This window comes from Acidovorax sp. NB1, from assembly GCF_005405905.1.
GTDB lineage: Bacteria > Pseudomonadota > Gammaproteobacteria > Burkholderiales > Burkholderiaceae_C > Acidovorax.
This window is the reverse complement of the sequence record NZ_BJHU01000033.1, coordinates 19526-41535: the sequence shown is the minus strand read 5'-3', so window position 1 is coordinate 41535 and position 22010 is coordinate 19526. Positions and strand designations below refer to the sequence as shown.

The following is a 22010-nucleotide window of genomic DNA, read 5'->3' as shown; positions in this document are numbered from 1 at the left end:
CTTCAGAAACCAGTCCTGCAGGGCCCGCAGCTGGGCCAGGTCGTTCTTTCCGGTGCGGTCCACCAGCGCATATTGGTAGATCCAGCCGACCCCGGTGGCGTCGGGGCCGAGTGACGATTTGGCCGTGGCGGGTAGCCGCCCCTGCACCTGGTTCATGTACTCCAGCACGCGAGAACGCGCCCAGTACAGGTCCGTGCCGTCCTCGAACAGGATGTAGACGAACGAGTCGCCAAAGAACGAGAAGCCCCGCACCGTCTTCGCGCCCGGCACCGACAGCATGGTGGTCGCCAGCGGGTAGGTCACCTGGTTCTCGACGATCTGCGGCGCCTGGCCCGGGTAACTGGTGCGGATGATGACCTGCACGTCCGAGAGATCGGGCAGCGCATCCACGGGGGTGCTGCGCACGCCCCACACGCCCCAGGCTGTGAGCATCACGGTGGCCAGCAGAACCAGGAACCGGTTCGCCACCGACCAGCGTATCAATCGGGCGATCATGGCTTGACTCCTTCCACGGCGGTGATCACGAAGTCCTTGCCTTGTTGCTGGAAGGTGAAACGTACCTGCTGTTCAGGCTTGAGGTTCTTTGCCAGCGCGGGGTTGGCCAATTTGAAGGGCATGGTCATTCCGGGCCATTTCAGCTCGGGGACAGCCTCATGTGTGAGCGTCAGTTCGGTCTGTGTCACCTCGTCAACCACCCCCCGCACCGTGAAGCTCTTCGGCACTGGCGCAGCGGAAGCCCCAGGCACGACAGGGGCCGAAGCACCAGTCTTGGCAGCGGCTTCGGCGCCACCGGCTCCAGACAGGGTCGGCAGTACCCCCCGCAGGCTGGCTTCCGAGTCGATCAGGAATTGCGCGGAGGCCACCACCTGCTGCCCTGCGGTCAACCCGCCTTGCACGACGAGGCGATCCTCAATCTCTGGGCCAAGTTGCACCTGCACGGGTTGGTACCTGCCAGGACCTTCCACCACATAAACCACCGCCCGCTTGCCAGTACGGATCACGGCTTCGCTGGGAACCAGCAACGCGGGCTGCGTGCGTCCCGCCAGGGCAATCTGCCCGGACATACCGGCTTTCAGTCGCTGGGCGGTGTTGGGCAGCTCCAGGCGTACACGCACTGTGCGAGTGTCTCGGTTGGCCTCGGGCAAGATGCTGACGACCCGGGCTTTGAGGGTCTCTCCGGGAAATGCTGCCAGGCGCACCTGGGCATCCTGCCCCAGTTGTAGAGGGCCGCTCTGTGCCTCTGGAACCGCTGCTTCGATCCAGACGGTGGACAGGCCATTCACCCGCACCAGACTGGCACCTACAGATACTGTCATGCCCTGGCGCACCATCAGTTCGGCCACCATTCCTGCCTGTGGGAAGGTCACGGTGTATCGGCCCTGGGGTTCTCCACTGCGTTCCACCTGGGCCACGAGCGATGCTGGCATTCCCAGCAACAACAGCCGCTGGCGCGCTGCTGCCGTCAGCGATTCGTCCTTAAGCGCCCGGACAGCGAGGAACTCGCGCTGCGCAGACACCCAATCGGGCAGCAGCAGATCGGCCAATGGCGCGCCTGCGGCCACCACGTCGCCCGGAGCGCGCGCATAGACCCGCTCCACGAACCCCGACGAACGGGCCTGGACGATGCTCACATCCCGGTCGTTGAGCTGAACGGTGCCCAAAACGTCCACGTCTGTGCCAATCTCACGCTGCTCCACCAAGGCTGTGCGCAGGCCCAGGGCTTGCACGGCCTGAGAGGACACGTTCAAACCCGTGCCCGGTTGCGTATCCTCATCCGCGTACTTGGGGACCAGAGCCATATCCATATAGGGAGATTTGCCTGGCTTGTCGAACTTTTGCGTCGGCACCATGGGGTCGTACCAGTACAGCACTTTGCGGTCGGCCTTTGCTGTTTCGGCAGCAGCCGGTCCAGCTCCCGGTGCATGGCCATCCTTTGTTGCCCACTGAGAAATGCCCCACCCAAGGGCGATGCCTGCTGCCAGCAGGGCCAAGGCAACTGCGGTTTTCTTGAAAGCGTTATTGGTCATGTTGTTCTCCGATCAGTCGGCGATCAGGCTGTTGAGGCGGGCGATCAATGCGTCGCGCTGTGTCTGCAGCTCAATCAGGCGCCAGCGTGTCTCCAGCACTTGGGCCCGCGCTGCGAGCACGGCACTCAGATCCCCCTTGGCACTCTGATAGTTGGTCAGCGCCAGCTGGGCGCGGTCCTGCGCCAGGCCGATGCCTGTCGATTGCAGGCGCTCGATCTGGCTCTGCAGTGCCGTCAGCTCGGACGCGTTGTCCTCCAGCTCCTGTAGGTGCCTGTGGGTCACGTCTTCCTGCTCAGCTTCCAGACGCTGCAACTCCAGTTGCTTGGCCTTTATCTGAGGTGCCTGGCGCCGCTCCTGTTGCCAGGGAAGATCAAAGGTCACCTGGAAGGACACCATGTCGCCCCAGCGGCGGTCGCGGCGGCTGTAGGCGACTTCCCAGGACCAATCACCCTTGGTTTCTGCCTGGGCTTCGCGCGTTTCCGCTAAGGCCATCGCCTGCATGGCCGGGTACTGCGCAAGTTCCGCGTGGCGGTGTACCTCCGAGCGCAGCTGATCCAAAGGGCGGCTCAGCGGCCCGGGAGTTCCCTGCAGCACTTCGTCAGCACGAGCGCCCACCCAACGGCGAAGCATGGAGCGGGCTTTGGTCCGATCCCGCTGCAGGTCATCCCTTCGATCCGACAGCGCCAGCGCCTCCTGCCTGGCCATCAGCAGGTCCGCAGCCTGGGCCGTGCCGCCCGCAATGCGGGCTGGAAGGCTGTCCTGTAGCAGCTGGTTCTGAGCCAAGAGATCGGTGAGCACCTGGTCGCGCTGTTCAATGGCCTGGGCCATGATCCACGCCTGGCTCAACTCTTGGCGGATCTGCAGGCGCTGGACACCCAGGGCCGCGCGCTCGCGTTCCACCTTGGCCTCGGCACTGGCAATCTGGGCATCTCGTTTGGCGCGGTTGGGCACCTCCTGCATCAGCGCCAGGCGCTGCATGGTCATGGACTCGCGGGTGAGGCTGAAGCGGTCCATGCCGCTGATGGGGAAGTTCTCGATACCGACCGACAGCTTGGGATCCGGCAGTGTTCCTGCCGATTTTCGGGTGCTGCTGGCGGCGTCAATTTGCAGCCGCTGGGCAGTGATACGAGGGCTGTGCTGCTCTGCCAAGTTCAGGGCCTCGGCAAAACCCAGGGCGTGGGCCTGATTTCCTGCAAAGCCGATGCCTGCCAGCATGAACCACAAAGCGCCCAGAGGCAGATGGCGGGCGCTGCGCCCACGGATGTGCGGGATTGCGGAATGAATGCGCGATTGCGCAGAGAGGCGCTCGACGGGAGCGCCACGGGAGATGATGGGCATGATGGTCCTCGAAATGAAAGGGCACGAAATCAAATGCGCGCATGCCACAGGGCAGCGCGCACACCGTGCACGATCAATTCCGGAAGACCTGGTGCGTCAGATAAATGGGCGGCGAGCCCGCTCGACTGTCCAACTCGGAATAGACAGCCCGAGCGTCGATGTGGCGCTCTGAATCGAGCACTGCAGGAAGCACATAGGCGATCCAGACGGCATGCGCCGCGATGGCCTGGAGATCAAGGCCCTGAAGCGTCGGCGAAGACAGGCTGTCGCCATCGCAGTGGGCGCGGCAAAGCTGCGGATCCTGTTCATCCATCGTCCCTGCCATGGCGTGGCATTCCGGCATGGAGGGCATGCCGACAGCGCTCTCCATGGCCATGCCCGCCTTTTGCATCGACACCGCATGAACTGCGGAGTCCAGCTTCGGGCACGCGTAGGCTGCCAGTGCCACTTGCATCAGGAGCAACGCCGCGACCAGGATGCTGGAAATCCAGCGTCCTCGGCGCAATACGGTGTTCCTGGCGGAAGTCATGGTGCGAATGGTAACCAGAGTCGGGGTTGCGGGCTTAACCTAGATCAAATCTGCGGTCAGCTTGTCAGTTCAACTTTGGCGAAGCCGCAGGGCGTTGGCGATCACCGACGCTGAACTCAGGCTCATCGCCAGGGCCGCAATCATTGGCGACAGCAGCCATCCAGTGAAGGGATACAGCAGCCCTGCGGCGATCGGGATGCCCAGCGCGTTGTAGAGGAAGGCAAACATCAGGTTCTGTTTCATGTTTCCCACCGTTGCCTCCGACAATTCCCGAGCAGTGGAAATACCTCGCAGATCGCCCTTGACCAAGGTGACCTGTGCGCTGTTCATCGCCACATCGGTGCCAGTACCCATCGCGATCCCCACATCCGCCTTGGCCAGGGCGGGTGCGTCGTTGATCCCGTCCCCCGCCATGGCGACAACGCGGCCTTCGGCCTGCAACCGCGACACCAGCGCCAGCTTGTCTGCAGGTTTGACTTCGCCATGCACTTCGTCAATGCCCAGCTTGGCGCCCACGGCCTGGGCGGTGGTCATGCCGTCGCCCGTGGCCATGACAATCCGCAGTCCCGCCGCATGGAGGGTTGCCAGCGCTTCGGGTGTGCTGGCCTTGATGGCATCGGAGACCGCCAGCAGGCCTTGAAGCTGGCCATCGGCCGCCAGGTACATCACGCTGGCGCCTGTGGCGCGCAAGGCCTCGGCCTGCGCAAGCAGCGGATCCGCAGAAACGCCCACCTGCTCCATAAGGACCGTGTTTCCCAGGGCGATCTGGCGCCCGGCGACCCGTCCGCGTACCCCGATGCCCGACCCGGACTCGAAGTCCTCGGGCTTGTCCAGGGCCAACCCCTTGGCGCGGGCCGCCTGGACAATGGCGTCGGCCAGCGGGTGCTCGCTGCCTTGGTCCAGGCTGGCCGCCAGGCGCAGAACCTCATCCTCCGACTGACCGGGCATGGCCACTACACGCTCGAAGGAGGGCTTGCCTTCGGTCAGCGTGCCTGTTTTGTCCACAATCAGCGTGTCCACCTTGCGCAGGTTTTCTATGGCGGCGGCATCCCTGAACAGAACACCACTGGTTGCACCCCGGCCGGTGGCCACCATGATGGACATAGGCGTAGCCAAGCCCAACGCACAGGGACACGCGATGATCAGCACGGCCACGGCGTTGACGAGGCCATAGACCCAACGTGGCTCCGGTCCGAACAGGCCCCACGCGAAGAGTGTGAGCAACGCGATACCCACCACGGCCATCACGAAGTAACCCGCCACCTGGTCGGCCATGCGCTGCATGGGAGCCCGGGAGCGCTGTGCCTGGGCAACCATCTGAACGATCTGTGACAGCATGGTGGCGGAGCCCACCCGCTCGGACCGGATCACGAGCGCTCCGTTGGTATTGAGCGTGGCTCCGATGACGGCATCCCCCGGCCCTTTGACAATGGGCACAGGCTCTCCCGTGAGCATGGCTTCATCCACTGCGCTACTCCCTTCGACCACGACCCCATCGACAGGGACCTTTTCCCCGGGGCGCACGCGCAGCAGGTCACCCACATGGACGTGGGACAACGGGACGTCACTTTCCTGGCCGTTGGCGTCGATGCGCCGCGCCGTCTTGGGAGCCAGGCCCAACAGCGATTTGATGGCGGCCGAGGTCTGGGAGCGTGCTTTCAGCTCCAGCATCTGGCCCAGGAGCGTGAGCGAGATGATGACGGCTGCAGCTTCGAAGTACACCGCCACGCGCCCCATGGCCTGGAACGAGGCTGGAAACACCCCTGGCGCAACGGTAGCGACCACGCTGTAGACAAATGCTGCGCCCGTCCCCAGACCAATCAGCGTCCACATGTTGGGACTGCGGTTCACGACCGACTGCGCACCGCGAACGAAGAAGGGCCAGCCCGCCCACAGGACGATGGGTACCGTGAGGACCAGCTCAATCCAACTCTGTGTCGCCATCTCGAACCACTGCAGCCGGTGCCCCACCATGGCCAGAACAGTGACCACGACGGTGAGGGGCAGCGTCCACCAGAAGCGATGCCGGAAATCCACGAGCTCGGCGTTTTCTCCCTCATCCAGAGTGGGGAGCATGGGCTCCAATGTCATGCCGCATTTAGGGCAGTTTCCAGGATGGTCCTGTTGGACCTCCGGGTGCATTGGGCAGGTGTAAATGGTGCCGGGCTGGGCTTCCTCGGGCTGCGCAGCGACTTCGCCAAGGGCCGAGGGCGCGTACTTGTCAGGTGCCGCGACAAACTTGGTGTGGCATTTGGTACTGCAAAAGTAGTAGCGCTTTCCCTGGTGTTCTGCAGAGTGAGGCGACTGGTCAGTCACATTCATCCCGCAAACAGGATCTTTCAGTCCTGTCGCAGGCACAGATGAATGTCCGTGATGGCCCTCATGATGCTGGTGTCCGTGGCTTGCGTGATCGTGCGGCGATGCAGTTGGCATGGATGGCCTCCCTGTAGATGTGTTGCAAGTCAGTAGGGACTACTTTTTGTTCGAATCATCACCGTGGGCTCCATGCCCTCCGTGCCCGTGGAAGAGGTGCATCAAAGGGCAGGCCAGCAAGAGCAGATATGGCCAGTAGCCTGCGATGTGCGACCAATGCTCTCTGACCAGGAAGAATGCACCGATCAGCCCAAGCATGACCGCTGCTCCGATCAACTTTTTGCCGTTACCAGTGGGGGTCGTAGTATTCGAATGCTCTGTGATGTGGCCATGCTTCACGGTGTTCTCCAAAAGGTACGCAGAAGATTGGTAAACCTTGCGAAAACGATAAGGCTTTACACGGTGGGAATGTCAACCGTGAGCGGCGGTCGTCGTTGACCTGAATCAAGGGATGCGCTATCCCTAGACCCAACTGCAGAAAGAATTCAATCTGTCGTGCATGTCGGGCAACATCTGCGTATACCGGAACCGTTTAACAGTCAGTCCTGCCTTTCGAACAACTTGACTGTTGATCGTGAACGGCGGAGACGATGATTGGCTGCGCGCACCTCCGCGAAGGAAGTAGGTTGCAAAAGGAGCGTCCGACTACAATCCGATGGTGTCAAAACTTATCCAGAAGTGTTCCAAAGCTACGGTTTTCGTGCCAAACCGTGAGTTGCCGCTTGGGTATTTCTGCTCGGTGACACCGCCGTAGTCCCGCCTCTTCAGGCACCGCACTAGCGGGTTCTCGCCTCGTTTCACCATCTCGCCTCTGAGCCTAGCACCTAGCCTCAGTGGTGCAGTCTTGTCTAGTCCTCCCATCTTGAACGCATCAGCATTGGCTGGTCGCGTTTCCTATGCCTATGAATTTCTCAGTTCTCAAGCAAACATGGTTTGCCAACATCCGGGGCGATCTGCTCGCCGGTATCGTCGTTGCGCTGGCGCTCATCCCCGAGGCCATCGCGTTTTCCATCATTGCGGGGGTGGACCCCAAGGTCGGTCTCTACGCCTCATTCAGCATCTGCGTAATCATTGCCTTTGCGGGCGGGCGCCCCGGCATGATTTCTGCCGCCACCGGCGCCATGGCACTGGTGATGGTGACTCTGGTCAAGGAGCACGGCTTGCAGTACCTGCTGGCGGCCACGGTGCTCACCGGGGTTCTGCAAATCCTGGCAGGTGTGCTCAAGTTGGGCGCGCTGATGCGTTTTGTGTCGCGGTCGGTGATCACGGGCTTTGTCAACGCGCTGGCCATCCTGATCTTCATGGCGCAATTGCCCGAGCTGACCAACGTGAGCTGGGTGGTGTATGCCATGACAGCTGCCGGTCTGGCCATCATTTACGGTTTTCCATACATCACCAAGGCGATTCCTTCGCCGCTGGTGACCATCGTAGTGCTCACCGCGATCTCGATGGTCATGGGTCTTGATATTCGCACCGTGGGCGACATGGGCGAGCTGCCCAGCAGTCTGCCGGTGTTTCTGCTGCCCGATGTGCCGCTGAACCTGGAAACCTTGAAGATCATCTTCCCCTACGCGGCTACGTTGGCCGTAGTGGGCTTGCTGGAATCAATGATGACGGCCTCCATCGTGGACGAGCTGACCGACACCCCCAGCAACAAGAACCGTGAATGCATGGGACAGGGGGTTGCCAACATTGCCACGGGGTTCATCGGCGGCATGGCGGGCTGCGCCATGATTGGGCAGTCGGTCATCAACGTGAAGTCCGGCGGGCGTGGGCGGCTGTCGGCGCTGACGGCGGGCACGCTGCTGCTGACCATGGTGGTGTTTCTGGGTCCCTGGGTCAGCCAGATCCCCATGGCTGCGCTGGTGGCTGTGATGATCATGGTGAGTATCGGCACCTTCAGCTGGGACTCGGTGCGCAAGCTGCGCGAGCACCCGCCCAGTTCGTCCATCGTGATGATCGCCACCGTGGTTGTCACTGTGTCCACGCACGACCTGGCCAAGGGAGTGTTCGTGGGCGTGCTGCTGTCGGGCATCTTCTTTGCGCACAAGGTGGGCCGCGTGCTGCGCGTGGACAGCGCGAGTGAGGACGGCGGCAACACCCGCGTCTACCGCGTAGTGGGCCAGGTGTTCTTTGCCTCGTCCGAGGCGTTCCTTGCCGCGTTTGACTTCAAGGAAGTGGTGCAAAGGGTGCGCATTGACGTGAGCCGCGCGCATTTCTGGGACATCACCGCTGTGAGTGCCCTGGACAAAGCCGTGCTCAAGCTGCGCCGCGAGGGCACCGAGGTCGAGGTGGTCGGCATGGACGAAGCGAGCGCCACGCTGGTGGACCGTTTTGCCATCCATGACAAGCCTGGCGCTGTTGAACAACTCATGCATTGAGGAGACTCCCGATGAACAAGGTATATGCCTGTATTGATGGCCTGACGACCACCACCGCTGTGGTTGACTGGGCTGCATGGTCCGCCAACCGCCTGGGCGTTCCGCTGGAGCTGCTGCACGTGCTAGAGCGCGACCCCAGCAGCTCTGCCGTTACCGATTTCAGCGGAGCCATTGGCTTGGGCGCGCAAGAGATGCTGCTTCAGCAACTGAGTGATCTGGATGCCCAGCGGGGGAAGCTGGCCCAGGAAGCGGGGCGTCAGATGCTGGCCAGCGCCCAGGCGCGCGCCACGGCAGCCGGGGTCCAACAGGTGGAGGGCCGGATGCGCCATGGGGAGTTTGTAGACTCCGTGGTGGAATTGGAGTCTGATGCGCGGCTGTTCGTACTTGGTGAGCACTACCAGGCCAAGACCACTGGGAAGCTGCACCTGGACCACCACCTTGAACGGGTGATCCGCGCGGTCAAGCGACCTGTGCTAGTGGCAACGTCCGAACACTTCGTGGAGCCCGAGCGTTTTGTCATCGCATTTGATGGAAGTGCTACCGCAACCAAAATGCTGGAAACCGTCGCCCGCAGCCCGATGCTCAAAGGCTTGCCTGCGTTGGTGGCGATGTGTGCACCCGATACACCTGCAGCCCACGAACAACTGCGCGCGGCCAAAGAAATTCTGGAAACCTCAGGATTTGAAGCCACGGTGACATTGCTCCCCGGGGAACCCGAGCATGCTCTGCCGCTCTTGATGGAGTCGCAAGCGGCAGGACTACTGGTCATGGGGGCGTATGGGCATTCGCGCATTCGCCATCTCGTGATCGGCAGCACCACAACAACACTACTGCGTCACTGTAGGGTCCCGGTCCTGGTTCTCCGCTGAGGCAGCATCTGGGGCGACAAGCTCCGGCCGCTTTGTACCCGCCTTCACAGGACAATGACGGCGGGTACAGAGTCAACCCCCTCCAAGGCGATTCTGGACGGTGGGAGTGCGTTTGATGGACACCGTCACCACAGATCACAATCTGTAGATCAGGTCCGCAGGCAGCGCCCAAACCTTGGTCGGCAATGTATGCATGGGGCGCTCGGACAGGCGGTGCTGCAACTGGACGGAGAATTGACAATGCCAACGACGCGAGAGCTTCCATGCCTGATGGCTGATTGGCATGCCATCGAGCAAAAGTTGCGGGGGTGGTTGACAAATTCAGGCGTCTTGCGACGCAAGGACCCAGCCCTATAACGGCCATTCAAATGCTGCGCTGATTCACTCGCTTAGACAACGCCTCGGCGCTCTCCCGACGCTCGCTATACCGGTCCACAAGGTAGTCAGCGCAGTCGCGCGTGAGCAGCGTGAACTTCACCAGCTCCTCCATCACATCCACCACGCGCTCGTAGTAGCTCGATGGCTTCATGCGGCCACTTTCGTCGAACTCCAGAAAGGCTTTTGCCACCGACGACTGGTTGGGGATCGTAATCATGCGCATCCATCGGCCCAGCACCCGCATCTGGTTGACAGCATTGAACGACTGCGAGCCGCCCGACACCTCCATCACCGCCAGCGTCTTGCCTTGGGTCGGCCGCACTGCTCCCACAGACAGGGGTATCCAGTCGATCTGCATCTTCAAGATGCCTGTCATCGCGCCGTGGCGTTCCGGGGAGGTCCAGACCATGCCCTCGGCCCATTGGGCAAGCTCTCGCAATTCCACCACCTTCGGATGGCTGTCAGGCTCCGCGTCCGGCAGTGGCAGCCCACGGGGATCGAAGATGCGGGTTTCAGCACCGAGGGTGCGCAGCAGTCGCGCGGCTTCTTCGGTCAGCAATCGGCTGTAGGAGCGCTCCCTCACCGAGCCATAGAGCAACAGGATGCGGGGGGCATGGGTAGAGCTTTGTGCGGGTACCAACCGCTCAAGATCGGCTCGCTCCAAGAGCGCAGCATCAACGTTGGGAAGATCCGGATTCATACCAGTCCTTGGATGAGTTCACGACTTTGACCACCAGCAGCATGACCGGTACCTCGATGAGAACGCCCACCACCGTGGCCAGTGCCGCACCCGAATGAAAGCCGAACAGGCTGATGGCTGTCGCCACGGCCAGCTCGAAGAAGTTGGAAGCACCGATCAATGCTGATGGGCAGGCAATCGCATGCTTTTCTCCGGCAGCACGATTGAGCCAGTACGCCAGCGCGGAGTTGAAGAACACCTGGATCAGGATGGGGACCGCCAGCAATGCGATGACCAGGGGCTGCTGCAGGATGGCCTCGCCCTGGAACGCGAACAGCAGCACCAGCGTGAGCAGCAGCGCAGCAATGGACCACGGACCAATGCGATGCAGCGCAGCGTCAAACGCCGCTTGGCCTCGTGACAGAAGCGCGCGACGCAACCATTGGGCAAGCACAACTGGAATCAGGATGTACAGGACCACAGAGGTGAGCAAGGTATCCCATGGCACTGTGATTGCCGACAGGCCCAATAGGAAAGCCACGAGCGGCGCGAATGCCACAATCATGATGCTGTCGTTCAACGCCACTTGGGACAGCGTGAACAGGGGATCGCCCCCCGTCAGGCGGCTCCACACGAACACCATGGCGGTGCACGGCGCTGCGGCCAGTAGGATCAAGCCAGCGATGTAGCTGTCGATCTGGTCAGCTGGCAGGTACGGGGCAAACCACTGGCGTATGAACAGCCAGCCCAAAAAAGCCATGGAGAACGGCTTGACCAGCCAGTTCACGAACAAGGTGACCCCGATGCCGCGCATGTGGTTGCGCACTTCGCCCAGGGCGGCAAAGTCCACCTTGAGCAACATCGGAATGATCATCACCCAGATGAGCAGGCCCACCGGAATGTTCACGCGGGCGACTTCCCACGCACCAATCGCGCGTGCTGCGCCAGGAAACACCTGGCCCAACCCGATCCCCACCACGATGCACAGCACCACCCAAACGGTGAGGTAGCGCTCGAACACGCTCATGCTGGATTTCTGCATCGCGTTTCTCAGTTTGTGACCAGTTGGCGAGCGGTGGTCTGAAGCACCGCCTTGGCCAGCTTGTCTTCGGGAAGGCTCACCAGCAGTTCGAGCCGACGCTTCATGGCGTGCAGCGTCTGGCGGAAGGCTTCAAGTTTCTGCTCGTCCGTGCCGTCGCCCTCGCTGGGGTCGGCATAGCCCCAGTGCGCTGTGGCGGGGTGGCCTGGCCAGATGGGGCAGACCTCGCCAGCCGCGTTGTCGCACACCGTGATGATCAGGTCCATCTGTGGCGCGTCGGGCGTGGCGAACTCATCCCAGCTCTTGCTGCGCAGGCCTTCGATGGAAATGCCAGCGTTCTGCAGCACCTGCAGGCCCAGGGGGTTGGGTTGCTGGTTGTCGCGCGGGCTGCTGCCTGCGGAGTAAGCCTTGAACCGGCCCGAGCCCATGTCATTCAGCAGGGCCTCGGCCAGGATGCTGCGCGCGGAGTTGTGGGTGCAAAGAAAGAGAACGTTCAAGGGTTGTTGCGTTTCGCTCATGGTGAACTCCAGGGTCAATGGTGGTGAGATGGGTGAATCGGGGCTGAGCGCGCACCAGCGCTCGGGTCATGTATTGCCATATGGCGAACCACTCAGCAGTGGCAGGAGGCAGCCTCTTCAGTGAGGCAAGGCGCACCCTGGCAACAGTTTTCTGTCAGATAAGCCAGCAGATCGTTCATGGTCTGGTACGAGGCGCGGTACACCAAGTTGCGCCCTTGGCGCTCCTGGCTCACCAGGCCAGCATGGGCCAACTCTTTGAGGTGAAACGACAGGGTGTTGGAGGCCACCCCCAGTTGCTCGGAGATTGCCCCAGGCGTGAGGCCTTCCTGGCCTGCAACGATGAGTGCCCGAAACACCCGGAGGCGCACCTCTTGCGCGAGGGCTGCGAGCGAGCGGACTACGTCTGATTCATTCATTCCTCAATAATACAATAAATGTTGAATTATCGAAAGAATGCTCGAATATCAGCTTTTTTAGAGGGAGACCCTATCAAGGCTTGTCTACGGCTGTGCCGCGCTTCAGTGCGAGCGCCTGGCTGGGCCTAAAGCCGTAGTCGGGACGTCATAACCGAACTCAGCGTGCGGGATTGGTCACTTGGTCGCCTGGTAGTGGGCGCAATGCAACCGAAACCTTCATCAGCGTATGCAGGTATCAAAAGAGTAATCAGCAGGTCACCGTCCTGTTCGGGGGCGATTTATAGACTTCTCTCCGTGGCGCACAAAACGCCACCTGGATGGACCATATCGGGCATCCGGCGCCACAGGAGACCATCATGAAAGTCCGTACCGCAATCCTCGTCGCCAGCCTTGCTGCATCCGCCTCAGCTTCTTTCGCCACGTCGGTGTATCACACCAGCCCAAGCCAGGAAGAAGGCGTGAGCCTGGCTCCCGACCATCTTGGCAACGCAGTTACCCGCCAGTCCGTTGAAAGCACCGTTCTCGCTGCTCAGAAGGACGGCTCGTTGTACTGGATCAGCCGTGGCTACCCCGCCACTTATCCACTCGTCCCAGGCCCCAAGCTGACGAAGACCCGCCAACAGGTCCTGGATGAATTGCAGTCGGCCAAGCGCAATCCCGTGGGTCGCGACGGTGTGCGCGATATGGGCGGCGAGGCTGGCTGGGTTGATGCCCGACAACTGCCCTGATCCCCTCTCACAAGAACCACGGCTGTATGCCTATCCACGAACTGGCATACAGCTGTACACACCCAATCCATCATTTCTCAAGAAGGAAAGTTCATCATGAAAATCCAATCCACACTCATCGTCCTCTCCTTGATCGCAGCCCCTGCATTTGCCTCGGATCAGGCAATCAGCAAGACGCGCCAGCAGGTTCAGGCGGAGCTGGCACAGGCCATGCAAAGTGGCGACATGCTTGCCTATGGCGAATCGGGCATGACGCTCAAGCAAATCAACCCCAGCGCTTACCCGGTAACTGCTACTGCGCCGTCCATGAAAACCCGTGAGCAAGTGCGAGCTGAACTGGAGCAAGCAATTCGATCAGGCGAAATGCTCGCGGCGGGAGAGTCAGGTGCCAAGCTCAATCAACTGATGTCGCGGCGCTACCCCGTTGTGGAAGCCAAGTCTTACAAGACCCGCGATCAGGTCAAAAGCGAACTTGCACGCGCCATTCGCGAAGGTGAGCTTGTAGCGGTGGGTGAAGACGGCCGCAAACTCAACGAGATCTATCCAGACCGCTACCACGCGGCACACCATGCCGCTGTGGCGACCAGCTTGGATGCTTCGGCCAAGGATCCACAGTTCTAAACTCTCTTACCGCCCACTGCAGAGGCCCGAGGAAAAGCACTTGGCCTCGGAAGCACAATGCTTGAAGCCAAGCTGAGTCCGGCAAGATACCGCTAGCCCGCTCAGTGGCGGGTGAGGCCTCAGTTTGGCTCTTTGCGGCAGAGGCAGTAGGTGAATTTCTGCACCGTTCCCAATGGCGTGCGGTGCTCTTCGCGCTCCTGCTTCAAAAGCGTGAATGGAGCACCAAACTCTGCATGAAGTCCATCCGCGCTGTAGCGCATCACCTCTAGACCGCTGCACTTCTGTGGCCCGTCCTCGGCAAAGGTTGCCACGATGACGTGCCCTCCAGGCTTGACTGCGCGCAGGACCGAATCGACGTAGGCCCTGCGCTCCTCTGGCGATGTCAGGAAATGAAATACTGCCCTGTCATGCCAAACATCGTAGGCGTGCCGAGGGAGTTCAAGTGTTGTGATGTCGCCCGCCAGCCAGGAAACCTTGCTGGCGAGATGCCCCAAACGTGACTGCGATGCCGCCAGCGCCGCCGCTGATAAATCCAAGACCGCGATCTTCCGGTACCCCCCGTCGAGCAGATCGTCCACCAGGGTCGAAGCACCACCGCCCACATCAATGATGCTGGAGTCAGGGGCGGCGCCCGTTTGCTGAATCAGTTCCACCGATTGCCGCGCGTGCTCCTGAAACCAACTTACGCCGGAGCTGGCCTTTGTCGTGTAGACCTGCTCCCAATGATCCTTGGACTGCATACCAATCTCCTGTGCGGACACTTCCGCCTGAAACGCCAGCCCTCCGATTGTGCAGCTGGTCATAACATCAAAATCATCTCGCTGGCAGCACCAGGCAGGCCAGTCGCCAAGGGCGGGGACCTTGCACCTCGTGGACGAGCGCTGTTTTAGCCGAACAGACGGGCTACAGCCGTTGGGAAATCTCAAGCAGTGGCTTGATGCTGGAGCCAAAGCGGCTCATAGACGCATGGTGCTGCTCTAGCTGACTGTAGGGAAGATAACGAATCCCCAGTTCCGAAACGCGGGAGAAGGCTGGTCTTTGAAGTTGCTCCGCCACCTTGTCGCGGCGATTGTCCGGGGCCACCAGAAACAACGCGCACTTTTCTGCAACGGGGGTTCCCAAAGCCAGGTCGAGCATGCGCACTATCCCTGAATAGATAGACGTGGTGTGCTCCACCTCAAACGCAGCGGCAACGCGGCTGGTGTGGGCATCGACCCACACTACGTCAATCAATCGCACGGATTCCAGGCCACCGTCTGCCATGGTGGGCAGTTGGTCCATGCACCCATCTCCCAGCAGGCCGCTGCCATGCACCCGCCCCCGGTCGTTGGAAGCAATCCAGACACCAAACCCCAGGGCTTTTCCGAGATCCCGCAGCAAGGCCTGGACGCCTGTATGCGTTGCGTCGCCCTCGCGGGCCAGCGCCAATTCCTTTTGCATGGCAGCGGACTCCTGTCGCACGCGCTCCAGATCTTCTCTCCAGAGGTCGATAGCGGCACCGTCCATAGCGGCGGGCGGCGGTGTATATCGGCCAGCGCCAACGTCAAACATGAGTCCAGCTATCGCTCCCAGGTCGTTGGAGAGCTTCAGGCGGAATTGCTCATTCAGACGCAGCAGGCCTTCACGCATGGAGAGATAGTGGTCCCAGCGGCCAAGCTTCACGCGCCCCCCTGTGACGACATTGAACCCATTGACGATGGCAGTGTTGAAGGGGGTCACCAACGTGGGGTGAATGAAGTACAGCAAGTTCGCTACAGCTGGGCCCAGGCCTTTGATGCCAATGGCGTCTATACGCTGTATTGCCGCCACTACATCCTCCGCGCAATCGCAGTGGTCACAGGTGTGAAGCAAATCAGCAAAGGCGTTTTGGTTGCTGGCGTTCTCATAGATATCGGGGATGCGCAGTTTGGGCTTCCAGAGAAACGCGTGGTCCGCACCTTTGAATATCTGGCGCTGCTCCGCAACCGACCCTACCACTGTCTCCAGCGAGGAACCTCGGTAGGCGTTGCCAAAAGTCCCTGCGCGAATATCTAGCACCACCTGCGCAATCCCACGGCGGATTGAGCGAAAGTTCTTTATCCGCTGGTCCCAAAGAAACCAGGTGTTGTAGGTACTGCCGGGATCCGCTTTCCAGCAATCGATGAGTTCGGCAAGTGGATCATGCATCTGTTGTCGGGAGCTTTCCTACGATTTTGTACTGGGGAAATACATCGAGAAACAGGTCGTGCCGCTTATCGAACTCACGGAAATGCGACCACGATGCGCGTGAACGATGGCCTGGGTAATGGACAACCCAAGACCTGCACCATCGGAGTCCAGTTGCTTGCGCGACTTGTCGGCCCGAAAAAAACGGTCAAACAGCCTGGGGATCATCTGCGCGTCGATGGAAGGCCCTCGGTTGATCACGTTCACCGTGGTTCCGTGCACATCACCCTGAATCTCAACGGCAATCTGCTCACCGGGCGGGGTGTATCGAATGGCATTGGACAGAAGATTGCTGAGCGCCCTGCGCAACATCAAACGGTCTCCGCTGACATCCCCTTCGCCAGACAGCCTCAGGTGCACCTGCTTTTCTTCAGCCAGGGCTTCGTAGAACTCAAACAGGGCACTTGCCTCATCGTGCACGGCGATCCTCTCCGTACTGGGCAGGATGAGCCCATGGTCGGCCTTGGCCAGAAACAGCATGTCCGCGACCATGCGTGCCAGGCGCTGGTATTCCTCGGCATTGGACGCGAGGATGTCCTGGTACTCGGCCGTAGTCCGGGCCTGGCTGAGCGTCACTTGCGTCTGCGTCATCAAATTGTTGATCGGGGTGCGCAACTCGTGCGCCAAATCTGAGGAAAACTCGGACAGGCGGTCAAATTCTCCTTTCAGGCGCCGGAGCATCTCATTCAGGGTCGTCGCAAGGTCAGCCATCTCAATGGGAAATGCGTGACTGGGAATGCGCTCGTCCAGCCGTTGCGCCGTGATGGCCATTGCGCGCGTGCGCATGGTCCTCAGAGGCGCCAAGCCGTTTTTGGCGGCCCACCAGCCCAGGGCTCCTGCTACCAGCGTCGCCAAGGCCACATAGGCCACCAGTGCCTGAATCAGGCCGTACATGAAATGTTTGTGGTGGGCAATATCCAGAGCCACCCAAATCTGCAACGGCTGTTCCGAGGTTTCTGGCATGGAAATGGACTCGGCCATTCCTCGGTATTCGTGCTTCGGGGTTTGCCATGATGCAACCCCCAGGCGGGCTCCCAAAGTCAACTCAAGCATGTTGCTCGGGAACTGGAAATCAGGCGTTGAGTAGATGGACTCTTGGCCGCGAAGGACATTGACAAAAAGCCCTTCGTGGCTGTGCAGAACGTCATCCAGGCGGGTTTTGAGATCCTGAGGAGACGTGGATTTGCCTATCACTTCGCGGGTCAGGTGAATCTTGTCCCGCAATGCATCGCGGTCAAGTTCTACAAAATGGCGGTCAATGGAGATGGCGACCAAAACGCCCAGTCCCACCAGGACGAAAGCAGACGCAAGGGTAAAAAAAACCGTCAACCGGGTGGTCAGCGAATACCGGTGGATCACTCTTACACCTCGGGCGCTTCAAGCACGTATCCCATGCCGCGCACTGTCTGGATGAGCTTGGTGTCATAGGCATCGTCGATTTTTGCGCGAAGGCGTCGCATCGCTACCTCGACCACGTTGGAATCGCTGTCAAAGTTCATGCCCCATACCTGGGAGGCAATCAGAGAGCGGGGCAAGATCTCCCCCTGGCGACGCATGAGCAATTCCAACAATCCAAACTCCTTGGCCGTGAGGTCGATGCGCTTGCCCGAGCGGCTGATGCGTCGGCGCAGCAAATCCAGTTCTAGATCGCCGACCTGCAGCACCGTCACCTCCGAGCCATTGCGCCCGCGCCGCAGGATGGTCCTCACGCGAGCAAGCAACTCTGCAAATGAGAATGGCTTGACCAGATAGTCATCGGCGCCCAGCTCCAGGCCTTTGATGCGGTCGTCTACTTGGTCCTTGGCGGTCAAAAACAGCACCGGCATTTCCTGCCCACTGCGGCGCAAGCTCTTGAGCACTTGCCATCCATCCATTCCTGGGAGCATCACATCCAGGATGATCAGGTCATGGTCGCCTTCCTGGGCCATGTGAAGGCCATCCACGCCGGTGCGGACCAAATCCGCGTTGAACCCCGCCTCCCGAAATCCTTGGCGCAGGTACTCGCCGGTTTTGATCTCATCTTCGACGATCAATATCTTCACGGGACTCTCCTTGACTCAGGTGTGGCGGCAAGTGTGCCCGCAGATCACTTTCCTTTCTTCAACATAACAAAGATGTAATCAACATGTTATTTCGGCGGAAGCAAGGTCCGCACAGAATGCCCTACATCAAGAAACGCATGGGGCACCTATGAAAAATCCTTGGACTTCACGACCTAAATCAACCCAACTTCTGGCGGTCGCGCTACTGGCTCCTTCCCTGGGCTTCGCGCAATCGGCGGCGCCTGAAATGGCAAAGCCGGACTATCAGCTGTCCTACCGATCAGCGTTCACGAGCTATGAGCCCTACCAGGAGCAAAAGGTGCAGTCTTGGCGGCAAGCCAACGACAAGGTGGGCGAAATCGGCGGATGGCGTGCCTATGCCAAGGAAATGCGCCAGGCAGCTCCTGCGTCCGGGCAGGAGCCGTCTGCCGCCGGTCATGATGCACACCATGGGGGCAAGCAATGAACCGCAAGCTGCGTATGCCCTCTACCAAAATCGTTTTGGCTGTCGCCACGGTGGCCGTTCTGTCTGGCTGTGCCAGCGTGAACCTGGAACAAAACCTTTCCAACGCCAACACCGCGACAAGTGGTTTCACCGACGGCAAACTCACGCTCGCAAGGGACCAAGCCGAACGTGACGCCTTGCGTCAGCGCGCCTCGGAGCTACTGAGCAAACCCCTCAGCCAGAAGGACGCCGTTCAACTCGCCTTGGTCAACAGCCCATCCATGCAGGCCATCGTGGCCCAGAACTGGGCGGATGCCTCGACTGCAGCCCAGTCCGGTCGGATTGCCAATCCCATTCTCAGTCTGGAGCGTGTGCGCCTGGGAAGTGAGACGGAAATCGGCAGACTCTTGTCGTTCGGACTGCTGGATCTGTTGACCCTTCCAACGCGCAAGGGTTTGGCAGAAGAACGCATCAAGCAAACCCAGCTGCGTCTAAGCAGCGATGTGGTCGATCAGGTCACGCAGGTACGACAGGCCTGGGTCCGTGCTGTCGCGGCGCAGCAGACACTGACCTACACACAGCAAGTGGTCGCCAGTGCCCAAGCCAGTGCAGAGTTGGCCAAGCGCATGCAGGCGGTCGGAAACTTCAACAAGCTCGACCGTGCGCGGCAGCAAGCGTTCTATGCGGATACCGCCACCCAATTGGCCAGCGCCCAGCACCAGGTGACGGCGAGCCGAGAGGAACTGGTTCGTCTGCTGGGCTTGGACGACGCACAGGCCCAAATGCTCAAGCTGCCACAGCGCCTGCCAGCTTTGCCCACAGAGCCGCTGTCTGCTGCCGACGCGGGCCGCCAAGCTTCCAAGGGCCGTCTGGATCTGCAAATTGCGAAGGCAGAGTACGACGCTGCCGCGCGGGCACAGGGGTGGAACACGGTCACCACGTTCACTGACATCGAACTGGGGGTACGGCGTGATTCTGTCTTTGATGCGGCAGAAAACACGCACTCAACACGGCGCGGCTTTGAGATCAGCCTGCAGCTGCCTATTTTCGACTGGGGCGGCATGCGCCGCAATGCGATGAATGGCCAGACCCTGGCTGCGGCCAATCGCTTGGAGGCCACCGCTCGCGCGGCTGGATCCAATTTGCGGGAGAGCTACTCAGCCTACCGTACGGCCTATGACATCGCCCGCCACCATCGCGAGGAAGTGATCCCCCTGCGCAAGACCATCTCCGAAGAAAACCAGCTTCGCTACAACGGCATGTTGATCAGTGTCTTTGAGCTGCTCGCCGACGCCCGAGATCAGGTCAATTCCGTGATGGCGGCGCTGAATGCCGAACAGCAGTTCTGGCTGGCGGACGCTGCCTTGCAAGCCTCCCTGATTGGCAAGCCCACAAGTGCCGGAGTCTCGGGCGGCGCCGCCGCTGCTGCCGAAGCTGGTGCTGGTCACTGATCCCCAAGGAAATCAACATGAATTCAAGAAGAGATTTTTTCCGCTTTGCAGGCATTGCCGGAGGAGCTGTCGCTGCCGCAAGTGTGAGCCGAGTCGCGATGGCGGCTTTGCCAGAGCCCATTTTCCAGGGCAGCGCCGACACCATGGCGCCCCTGGTTCCCAACTCTGGCCGCCCTTACAACCCCGTGGTCACACTCAATGGTTGGACGCTGCCCTGGCGCATGAACCAGGGCGTCAAGGAGTTCCATCTCGTGGCCGAACCCGTGGTGCGCGAAATGGCCCCCGGTTTCAAGGCCCACCTGTGGGGATACAACGGTCAAAGCCCAGGCCCCACCATCGAGGTGGTCGAAGGTGATCGGGTGCGCATCTATGTGACCAACAAGCTGCCGGAACACACCAGCATCCACTGGCATGGACAGCGCCTGCCCAATGGCATGGATGGTGTGGCAGGCCTGAATCAGCCCGCAATCCAGCCCGGGAAAACCTTCGTCTACGAATTCGTTGCACGCCGACCCGGTACGTTCATGTACCACCCTCACGCCGACGAAATGACGCAAATGGCCATGGGCATGATGGGCTTTTGGGTGACACACCCTAAGGCCAAGCACCCCCTGATCGATGAAGTTCAGCGCGATTTCTGCTTCTTGCTCAGCTCCTATGACATTGAGCCAGGCGCTGCGACACCCAAAGTTGCAGAAATGCTGAACTTCAACCTCTGGACCTGGAACAGCCGTATCTTTCCTGGCATTGATTCCTTGAATGTTCGGTTGAACGACAAGGTGCGCATTCGCATCGGGAATCTCACCATGACCAATCACCCCATGCACTTGCATGGCCACGAGTTCTTGGTGACGGGCACCGATGGCGGACCGACCCCCAAGAGCACACGGCTCTACGAGGTCACCACGGACGTGGCGGTGGGCCAGATGAGGCAGATTGAATTCCTGGCCGATGAGGAAGGCGACTGGGCCTTCCACTGCCACAAGAGCCACCACACCATGAACGCCATGGGGCATGACATCCCCACCATGATCGGCGTGGACCACCGGGGCGTGGCCAAGAAGATCAACAACCTCATTCCCGACTACATGGTGATGGGCGAGCGCGGGATGGCGGACATGACCGAAATGGAAATGCCTATTCCGGACAACACCATCCCGATGATGACTGGCGAAGGTCCCTACGGCTCGGTCGAGATGGGCGGCATGTTCAGCGTCGTCAAGGTGCGCCGGGACCAGAAGCCTGGCGACTACAAGAATCCAGGTTGGTACAAGCCGCCACATGGGACGGTTGCCTACGAGTACACCGGTCCGATGGCCGAGCCCGCCCGCTTCAAGTCCGAAGGTGGCCAGTCCATGCCGCGCAAAGACAAGGCCAGTTCAGACACGGTCGTCAAAGCCAAGAAGCCTTCTTCCCATAGCGGTCACTGATCGCTCCGTTTTTCGATTCACAACCCGAGGTACCTATGAAACGCACTTTTTCCCTGATCGCAGCTTCCGCTGTGGTGGCCCTGTCCTTCAACAGCTTTGCTGGTGGCAACCATGGTGGTGGCCATGATGGCGGTGGCGCCCGTGGCCATGGCAGCGCTGAATCCGCCATTGGTCAGCCAGGCAAAGCAGGCAAGGTCAGCCGAACCATCAATGTGGACATGGCCGACACCATGCGCTTCACGCCCGCAGCGATTTCCGTCAAAGAAGGCGAGACCATCAAGTTCGTGATCAAGAACTCTGGCCAGGTGAAGCACGAGTTCAGTCTCGGCACCGAAGCAGAACTGAAGGAGCACTACGAGACGATGAAGAAGTTCCCAGAGATGGAGCACGACGAACCCAGCAAGATCTCCCTGGCTCCTGGCAAGCAAGGCGAAATCATCTGGCAGTTCACCAAGGCTGGCGATGTGAATTTCGCCTGCCTGTACCCAGGCCACTACGACGCTGGCATGAAAGGCCAGGTCAAGGTCTCCAAGAAGTAATC

The 22010-nt window shown here is 60.5% G+C and carries 22 protein-coding genes; 8 read left to right on the top strand and 14 right to left on the bottom strand.

The features are described 5' to 3' along the window. The 6 genes from AvAM_RS17410 to AvAM_RS17385 form a co-directional block, all read right to left on the bottom strand. On the bottom strand, positions 1-495 hold a 495-nt coding region (locus tag AvAM_RS17410; protein WP_137748241.1), incomplete at its 3' end, for an efflux RND transporter permease subunit. Next, a complete protein-coding gene (locus AvAM_RS17405; RefSeq protein ID WP_137748240.1) occupies positions 492-2027 on the bottom strand; it encodes an efflux RND transporter periplasmic adaptor subunit in 1536 nt (511 codons plus the stop codon). The genes AvAM_RS17405 and AvAM_RS17410, both read right to left, overlap by 4 nt. A gap of 12 nt (positions 2028-2039) precedes the next feature. Next, positions 2040-3242, bottom strand: coding sequence for a TolC family protein (locus tag AvAM_RS17400; protein WP_249368206.1), 1203 nt, complete (start codon positions 3240-3242; stop codon positions 2040-2042). A 196-nt stretch (positions 3243-3438) separates the two neighbouring features. Beyond that, positions 3439-3894, bottom strand: a complete 456-nt coding sequence (locus AvAM_RS17395) for a hypothetical protein (protein WP_137748238.1) — start codon at positions 3892-3894, stop codon at positions 3439-3441. Positions 3895-3963: 69 nt separating this feature from the next. Continuing rightward, positions 3964-6327, bottom strand: coding sequence for a heavy metal translocating P-type ATPase (locus AvAM_RS17390; protein WP_271463218.1), 2364 nt, complete (start codon positions 6325-6327; stop codon positions 3964-3966). Positions 6328-6366: 39 nt separating this feature from the next. Then, the gene (locus AvAM_RS17385; RefSeq protein WP_137748244.1) at positions 6367-6525 is read right to left on the bottom strand and encodes a DUF2933 domain-containing protein; all 159 of its coding nucleotides are present in this window, start codon (positions 6523-6525) and stop codon (positions 6367-6369) included. A 644-nt stretch (positions 6526-7169) separates the two neighbouring features. On the opposite strand from AvAM_RS17385, the gene AvAM_RS17380 reads away from it, so the two are divergent. Both AvAM_RS17380 and AvAM_RS17375 read left to right on the top strand, forming a co-directional pair. Beyond that, positions 7170-8648 (top strand): SulP family inorganic anion transporter, encoded by a 1479-nt coding sequence (locus AvAM_RS17380; RefSeq protein ID WP_137748237.1) that lies wholly within the window; start codon positions 7170-7172, stop codon positions 8646-8648. A gap of 11 nt (positions 8649-8659) precedes the next feature. Further along, entirely contained in the window at positions 8660-9517 is an 858-nt protein-coding gene (locus tag AvAM_RS17375) for a universal stress protein (protein ID WP_137748236.1), read from the top strand. Positions 9518-9881: 364 nt separating this feature from the next. On the opposite strand, the gene arsH is transcribed toward AvAM_RS17375, so the two are convergent. From arsH to AvAM_RS17355, 4 genes are all read right to left on the bottom strand, one after another. Next, positions 9882-10595 carry an arsenical resistance protein ArsH gene (gene arsH / locus AvAM_RS17370; RefSeq protein WP_137748235.1) on the bottom strand — a complete coding sequence of 238 codons (714 nt, stop codon included), beginning with the start codon at positions 10593-10595 and terminating at the stop codon, positions 9882-9884. Continuing rightward, on the bottom strand, positions 10570-11616 hold the full coding sequence (arsB, locus tag AvAM_RS17365) for an ACR3 family arsenite efflux transporter (protein WP_212742282.1): 1047 nt from the start codon (positions 11614-11616) through the stop codon (positions 10570-10572). The genes arsH and arsB overlap by 26 nt, the downstream gene beginning before the upstream one ends. Before the next feature lie 8 nt (positions 11617-11624). After that, on the bottom strand, positions 11625-12131 hold the full coding sequence (locus tag AvAM_RS17360) for an arsenate reductase ArsC (protein WP_137748234.1): 507 nt from the start codon (positions 12129-12131) through the stop codon (positions 11625-11627). 92 nt (positions 12132-12223) lie between these two features. Next, positions 12224-12547 (bottom strand): helix-turn-helix transcriptional regulator, encoded by a 324-nt coding sequence (locus tag AvAM_RS17355; RefSeq protein WP_137748233.1) that lies wholly within the window; start codon positions 12545-12547, stop codon positions 12224-12226. A 356-nt stretch (positions 12548-12903) separates the two neighbouring features. Here AvAM_RS17355 and AvAM_RS17350 point away from each other — a divergent pair, with 356 nt between their 5' ends. Both AvAM_RS17350 and AvAM_RS17345 read left to right on the top strand, forming a co-directional pair. Further along, positions 12904-13275, top strand: coding sequence for a hypothetical protein (locus AvAM_RS17350; protein WP_137748232.1), 372 nt, complete (start codon positions 12904-12906; stop codon positions 13273-13275). Positions 13276-13371: 96 nt separating this feature from the next. Next, positions 13372-13896: a DUF4148 domain-containing protein gene (locus AvAM_RS17345; RefSeq protein WP_137748231.1), complete on the top strand. Its 525-nt coding sequence runs from the start codon at positions 13372-13374 to the stop codon at positions 13894-13896. Positions 13897-14015: 119 nt separating this feature from the next. On the opposite strand, the gene AvAM_RS17340 is transcribed toward AvAM_RS17345, so the two are convergent. The 4 genes from AvAM_RS17340 to AvAM_RS17325 all read right to left on the bottom strand — a co-directional run bounded on the left by AvAM_RS17340 (position 14016) and on the right by AvAM_RS17325 (position 18143). Next, positions 14016-14636: a class I SAM-dependent methyltransferase gene (locus AvAM_RS17340; protein ID WP_137748230.1), complete on the bottom strand. Its 621-nt coding sequence runs from the start codon at positions 14634-14636 to the stop codon at positions 14016-14018. Positions 14637-14799: 163 nt separating this feature from the next. Then, positions 14800-16062, bottom strand: coding sequence for a type II restriction endonuclease (locus tag AvAM_RS17335; RefSeq protein ID WP_137748229.1), 1263 nt, complete (start codon positions 16060-16062; stop codon positions 14800-14802). 18 nt (positions 16063-16080) lie between these two features. Continuing rightward, on the bottom strand, positions 16081-17460 hold the full coding sequence (locus AvAM_RS17330; RefSeq protein ID WP_137748228.1) for a heavy metal sensor histidine kinase: 1380 nt from the start codon (positions 17458-17460) through the stop codon (positions 16081-16083). Between the two features lie 2 nt (positions 17461-17462). Beyond that, positions 17463-18143 carry a heavy metal response regulator transcription factor gene (locus AvAM_RS17325; protein WP_137748227.1) on the bottom strand — a complete coding sequence of 227 codons (681 nt, stop codon included), beginning with the start codon at positions 18141-18143 and terminating at the stop codon, positions 17463-17465. A gap of 148 nt (positions 18144-18291) precedes the next feature. Between AvAM_RS17325 and AvAM_RS17320 the strand changes: the two genes are divergently transcribed. From AvAM_RS17320 to AvAM_RS17305, 4 genes are read left to right on the top strand one after another with little or no spacing between them, the layout of a single operon-like run. Next, a complete protein-coding gene (locus AvAM_RS17320; RefSeq protein ID WP_137748226.1) occupies positions 18292-18609 on the top strand; it encodes a hypothetical protein in 318 nt (105 codons plus the stop codon). After that, complete coding sequence (locus AvAM_RS17315; RefSeq protein ID WP_137748225.1) at positions 18606-20039, top strand: TolC family protein; 1434 nt, start codon at positions 18606-18608, stop codon at positions 20037-20039. Before AvAM_RS17320 ends, AvAM_RS17315 begins: the two co-directional genes overlap by 4 nt. A 17-nt stretch (positions 20040-20056) precedes the next feature. Further along, positions 20057-21469: a multicopper oxidase family protein gene (locus AvAM_RS17310; protein WP_137748224.1), complete on the top strand. Its 1413-nt coding sequence runs from the start codon at positions 20057-20059 to the stop codon at positions 21467-21469. 35 nt (positions 21470-21504) lie between these two features. Next, on the top strand, positions 21505-22008 hold the full coding sequence (locus tag AvAM_RS17305; protein WP_137748223.1) for a plastocyanin/azurin family copper-binding protein: 504 nt from the start codon (positions 21505-21507) through the stop codon (positions 22006-22008). Positions 22009-22010 lie beyond the last annotated feature (2 nt).

Coding starts and splice junctions, on each gene's coding strand:
- AvAM_RS17390 (WP_271463218.1), bottom strand. CDS start 6,327: ATGCCAACTGCATCGCCGCACGATCACGCAAGCCACGGACACCAGCAT.
- AvAM_RS17345 (WP_137748231.1), top strand. CDS start 13,372: ATGAAAATCCAATCCACACTCATCGTCCTCTCCTTGATCGCAGCCCCT.
- AvAM_RS17405 (WP_137748240.1), bottom strand. CDS start 2,027: ATGACCAATAACGCTTTCAAGAAAACCGCAGTTGCCTTGGCCCTGCTG.
- arsB (WP_212742282.1), bottom strand. CDS start 11,616: ATGCAGAAATCCAGCATGAGCGTGTTCGAGCGCTACCTCACCGTTTGG.
- AvAM_RS17320 (WP_137748226.1), top strand. CDS start 18,292: ATGAAAAATCCTTGGACTTCACGACCTAAATCAACCCAACTTCTGGCG.
- AvAM_RS17310 (WP_137748224.1), top strand. CDS start 20,057: ATGAATTCAAGAAGAGATTTTTTCCGCTTTGCAGGCATTGCCGGAGGA.
- AvAM_RS17315 (WP_137748225.1), top strand. CDS start 18,606: ATGAACCGCAAGCTGCGTATGCCCTCTACCAAAATCGTTTTGGCTGTC.
- AvAM_RS17375 (WP_137748236.1), top strand. CDS start 8,660: ATGAACAAGGTATATGCCTGTATTGATGGCCTGACGACCACCACCGCT.
- AvAM_RS17340 (WP_137748230.1), bottom strand. CDS start 14,636: ATGCAGTCCAAGGATCATTGGGAGCAGGTCTACACGACAAAGGCCAGC.
- AvAM_RS17385 (WP_137748244.1), bottom strand. CDS start 6,525: ATGCTTGGGCTGATCGGTGCATTCTTCCTGGTCAGAGAGCATTGGTCG.
- AvAM_RS17400 (WP_249368206.1), bottom strand. CDS start 3,242: ATGCTGGCAGGCATCGGCTTTGCAGGAAATCAGGCCCACGCCCTGGGT.
- AvAM_RS17305 (WP_137748223.1), top strand. CDS start 21,505: ATGAAACGCACTTTTTCCCTGATCGCAGCTTCCGCTGTGGTGGCCCTG.
- AvAM_RS17395 (WP_137748238.1), bottom strand. CDS start 3,894: ATGACTTCCGCCAGGAACACCGTATTGCGCCGAGGACGCTGGATTTCC.
- AvAM_RS17380 (WP_137748237.1), top strand. CDS start 7,170: ATGAATTTCTCAGTTCTCAAGCAAACATGGTTTGCCAACATCCGGGGC.
- AvAM_RS17355 (WP_137748233.1), bottom strand. CDS start 12,547: ATGAATGAATCAGACGTAGTCCGCTCGCTCGCAGCCCTCGCGCAAGAG.
- arsH (WP_137748235.1), bottom strand. CDS start 10,595: ATGAATCCGGATCTTCCCAACGTTGATGCTGCGCTCTTGGAGCGAGCC.
- AvAM_RS17350 (WP_137748232.1), top strand. CDS start 12,904: ATGAAAGTCCGTACCGCAATCCTCGTCGCCAGCCTTGCTGCATCCGCC.
- AvAM_RS17360 (WP_137748234.1), bottom strand. CDS start 12,131: ATGAGCGAAACGCAACAACCCTTGAACGTTCTCTTTCTTTGCACCCAC.
- AvAM_RS17335 (WP_137748229.1), bottom strand. CDS start 16,062: ATGCATGATCCACTTGCCGAACTCATCGATTGCTGGAAAGCGGATCCC.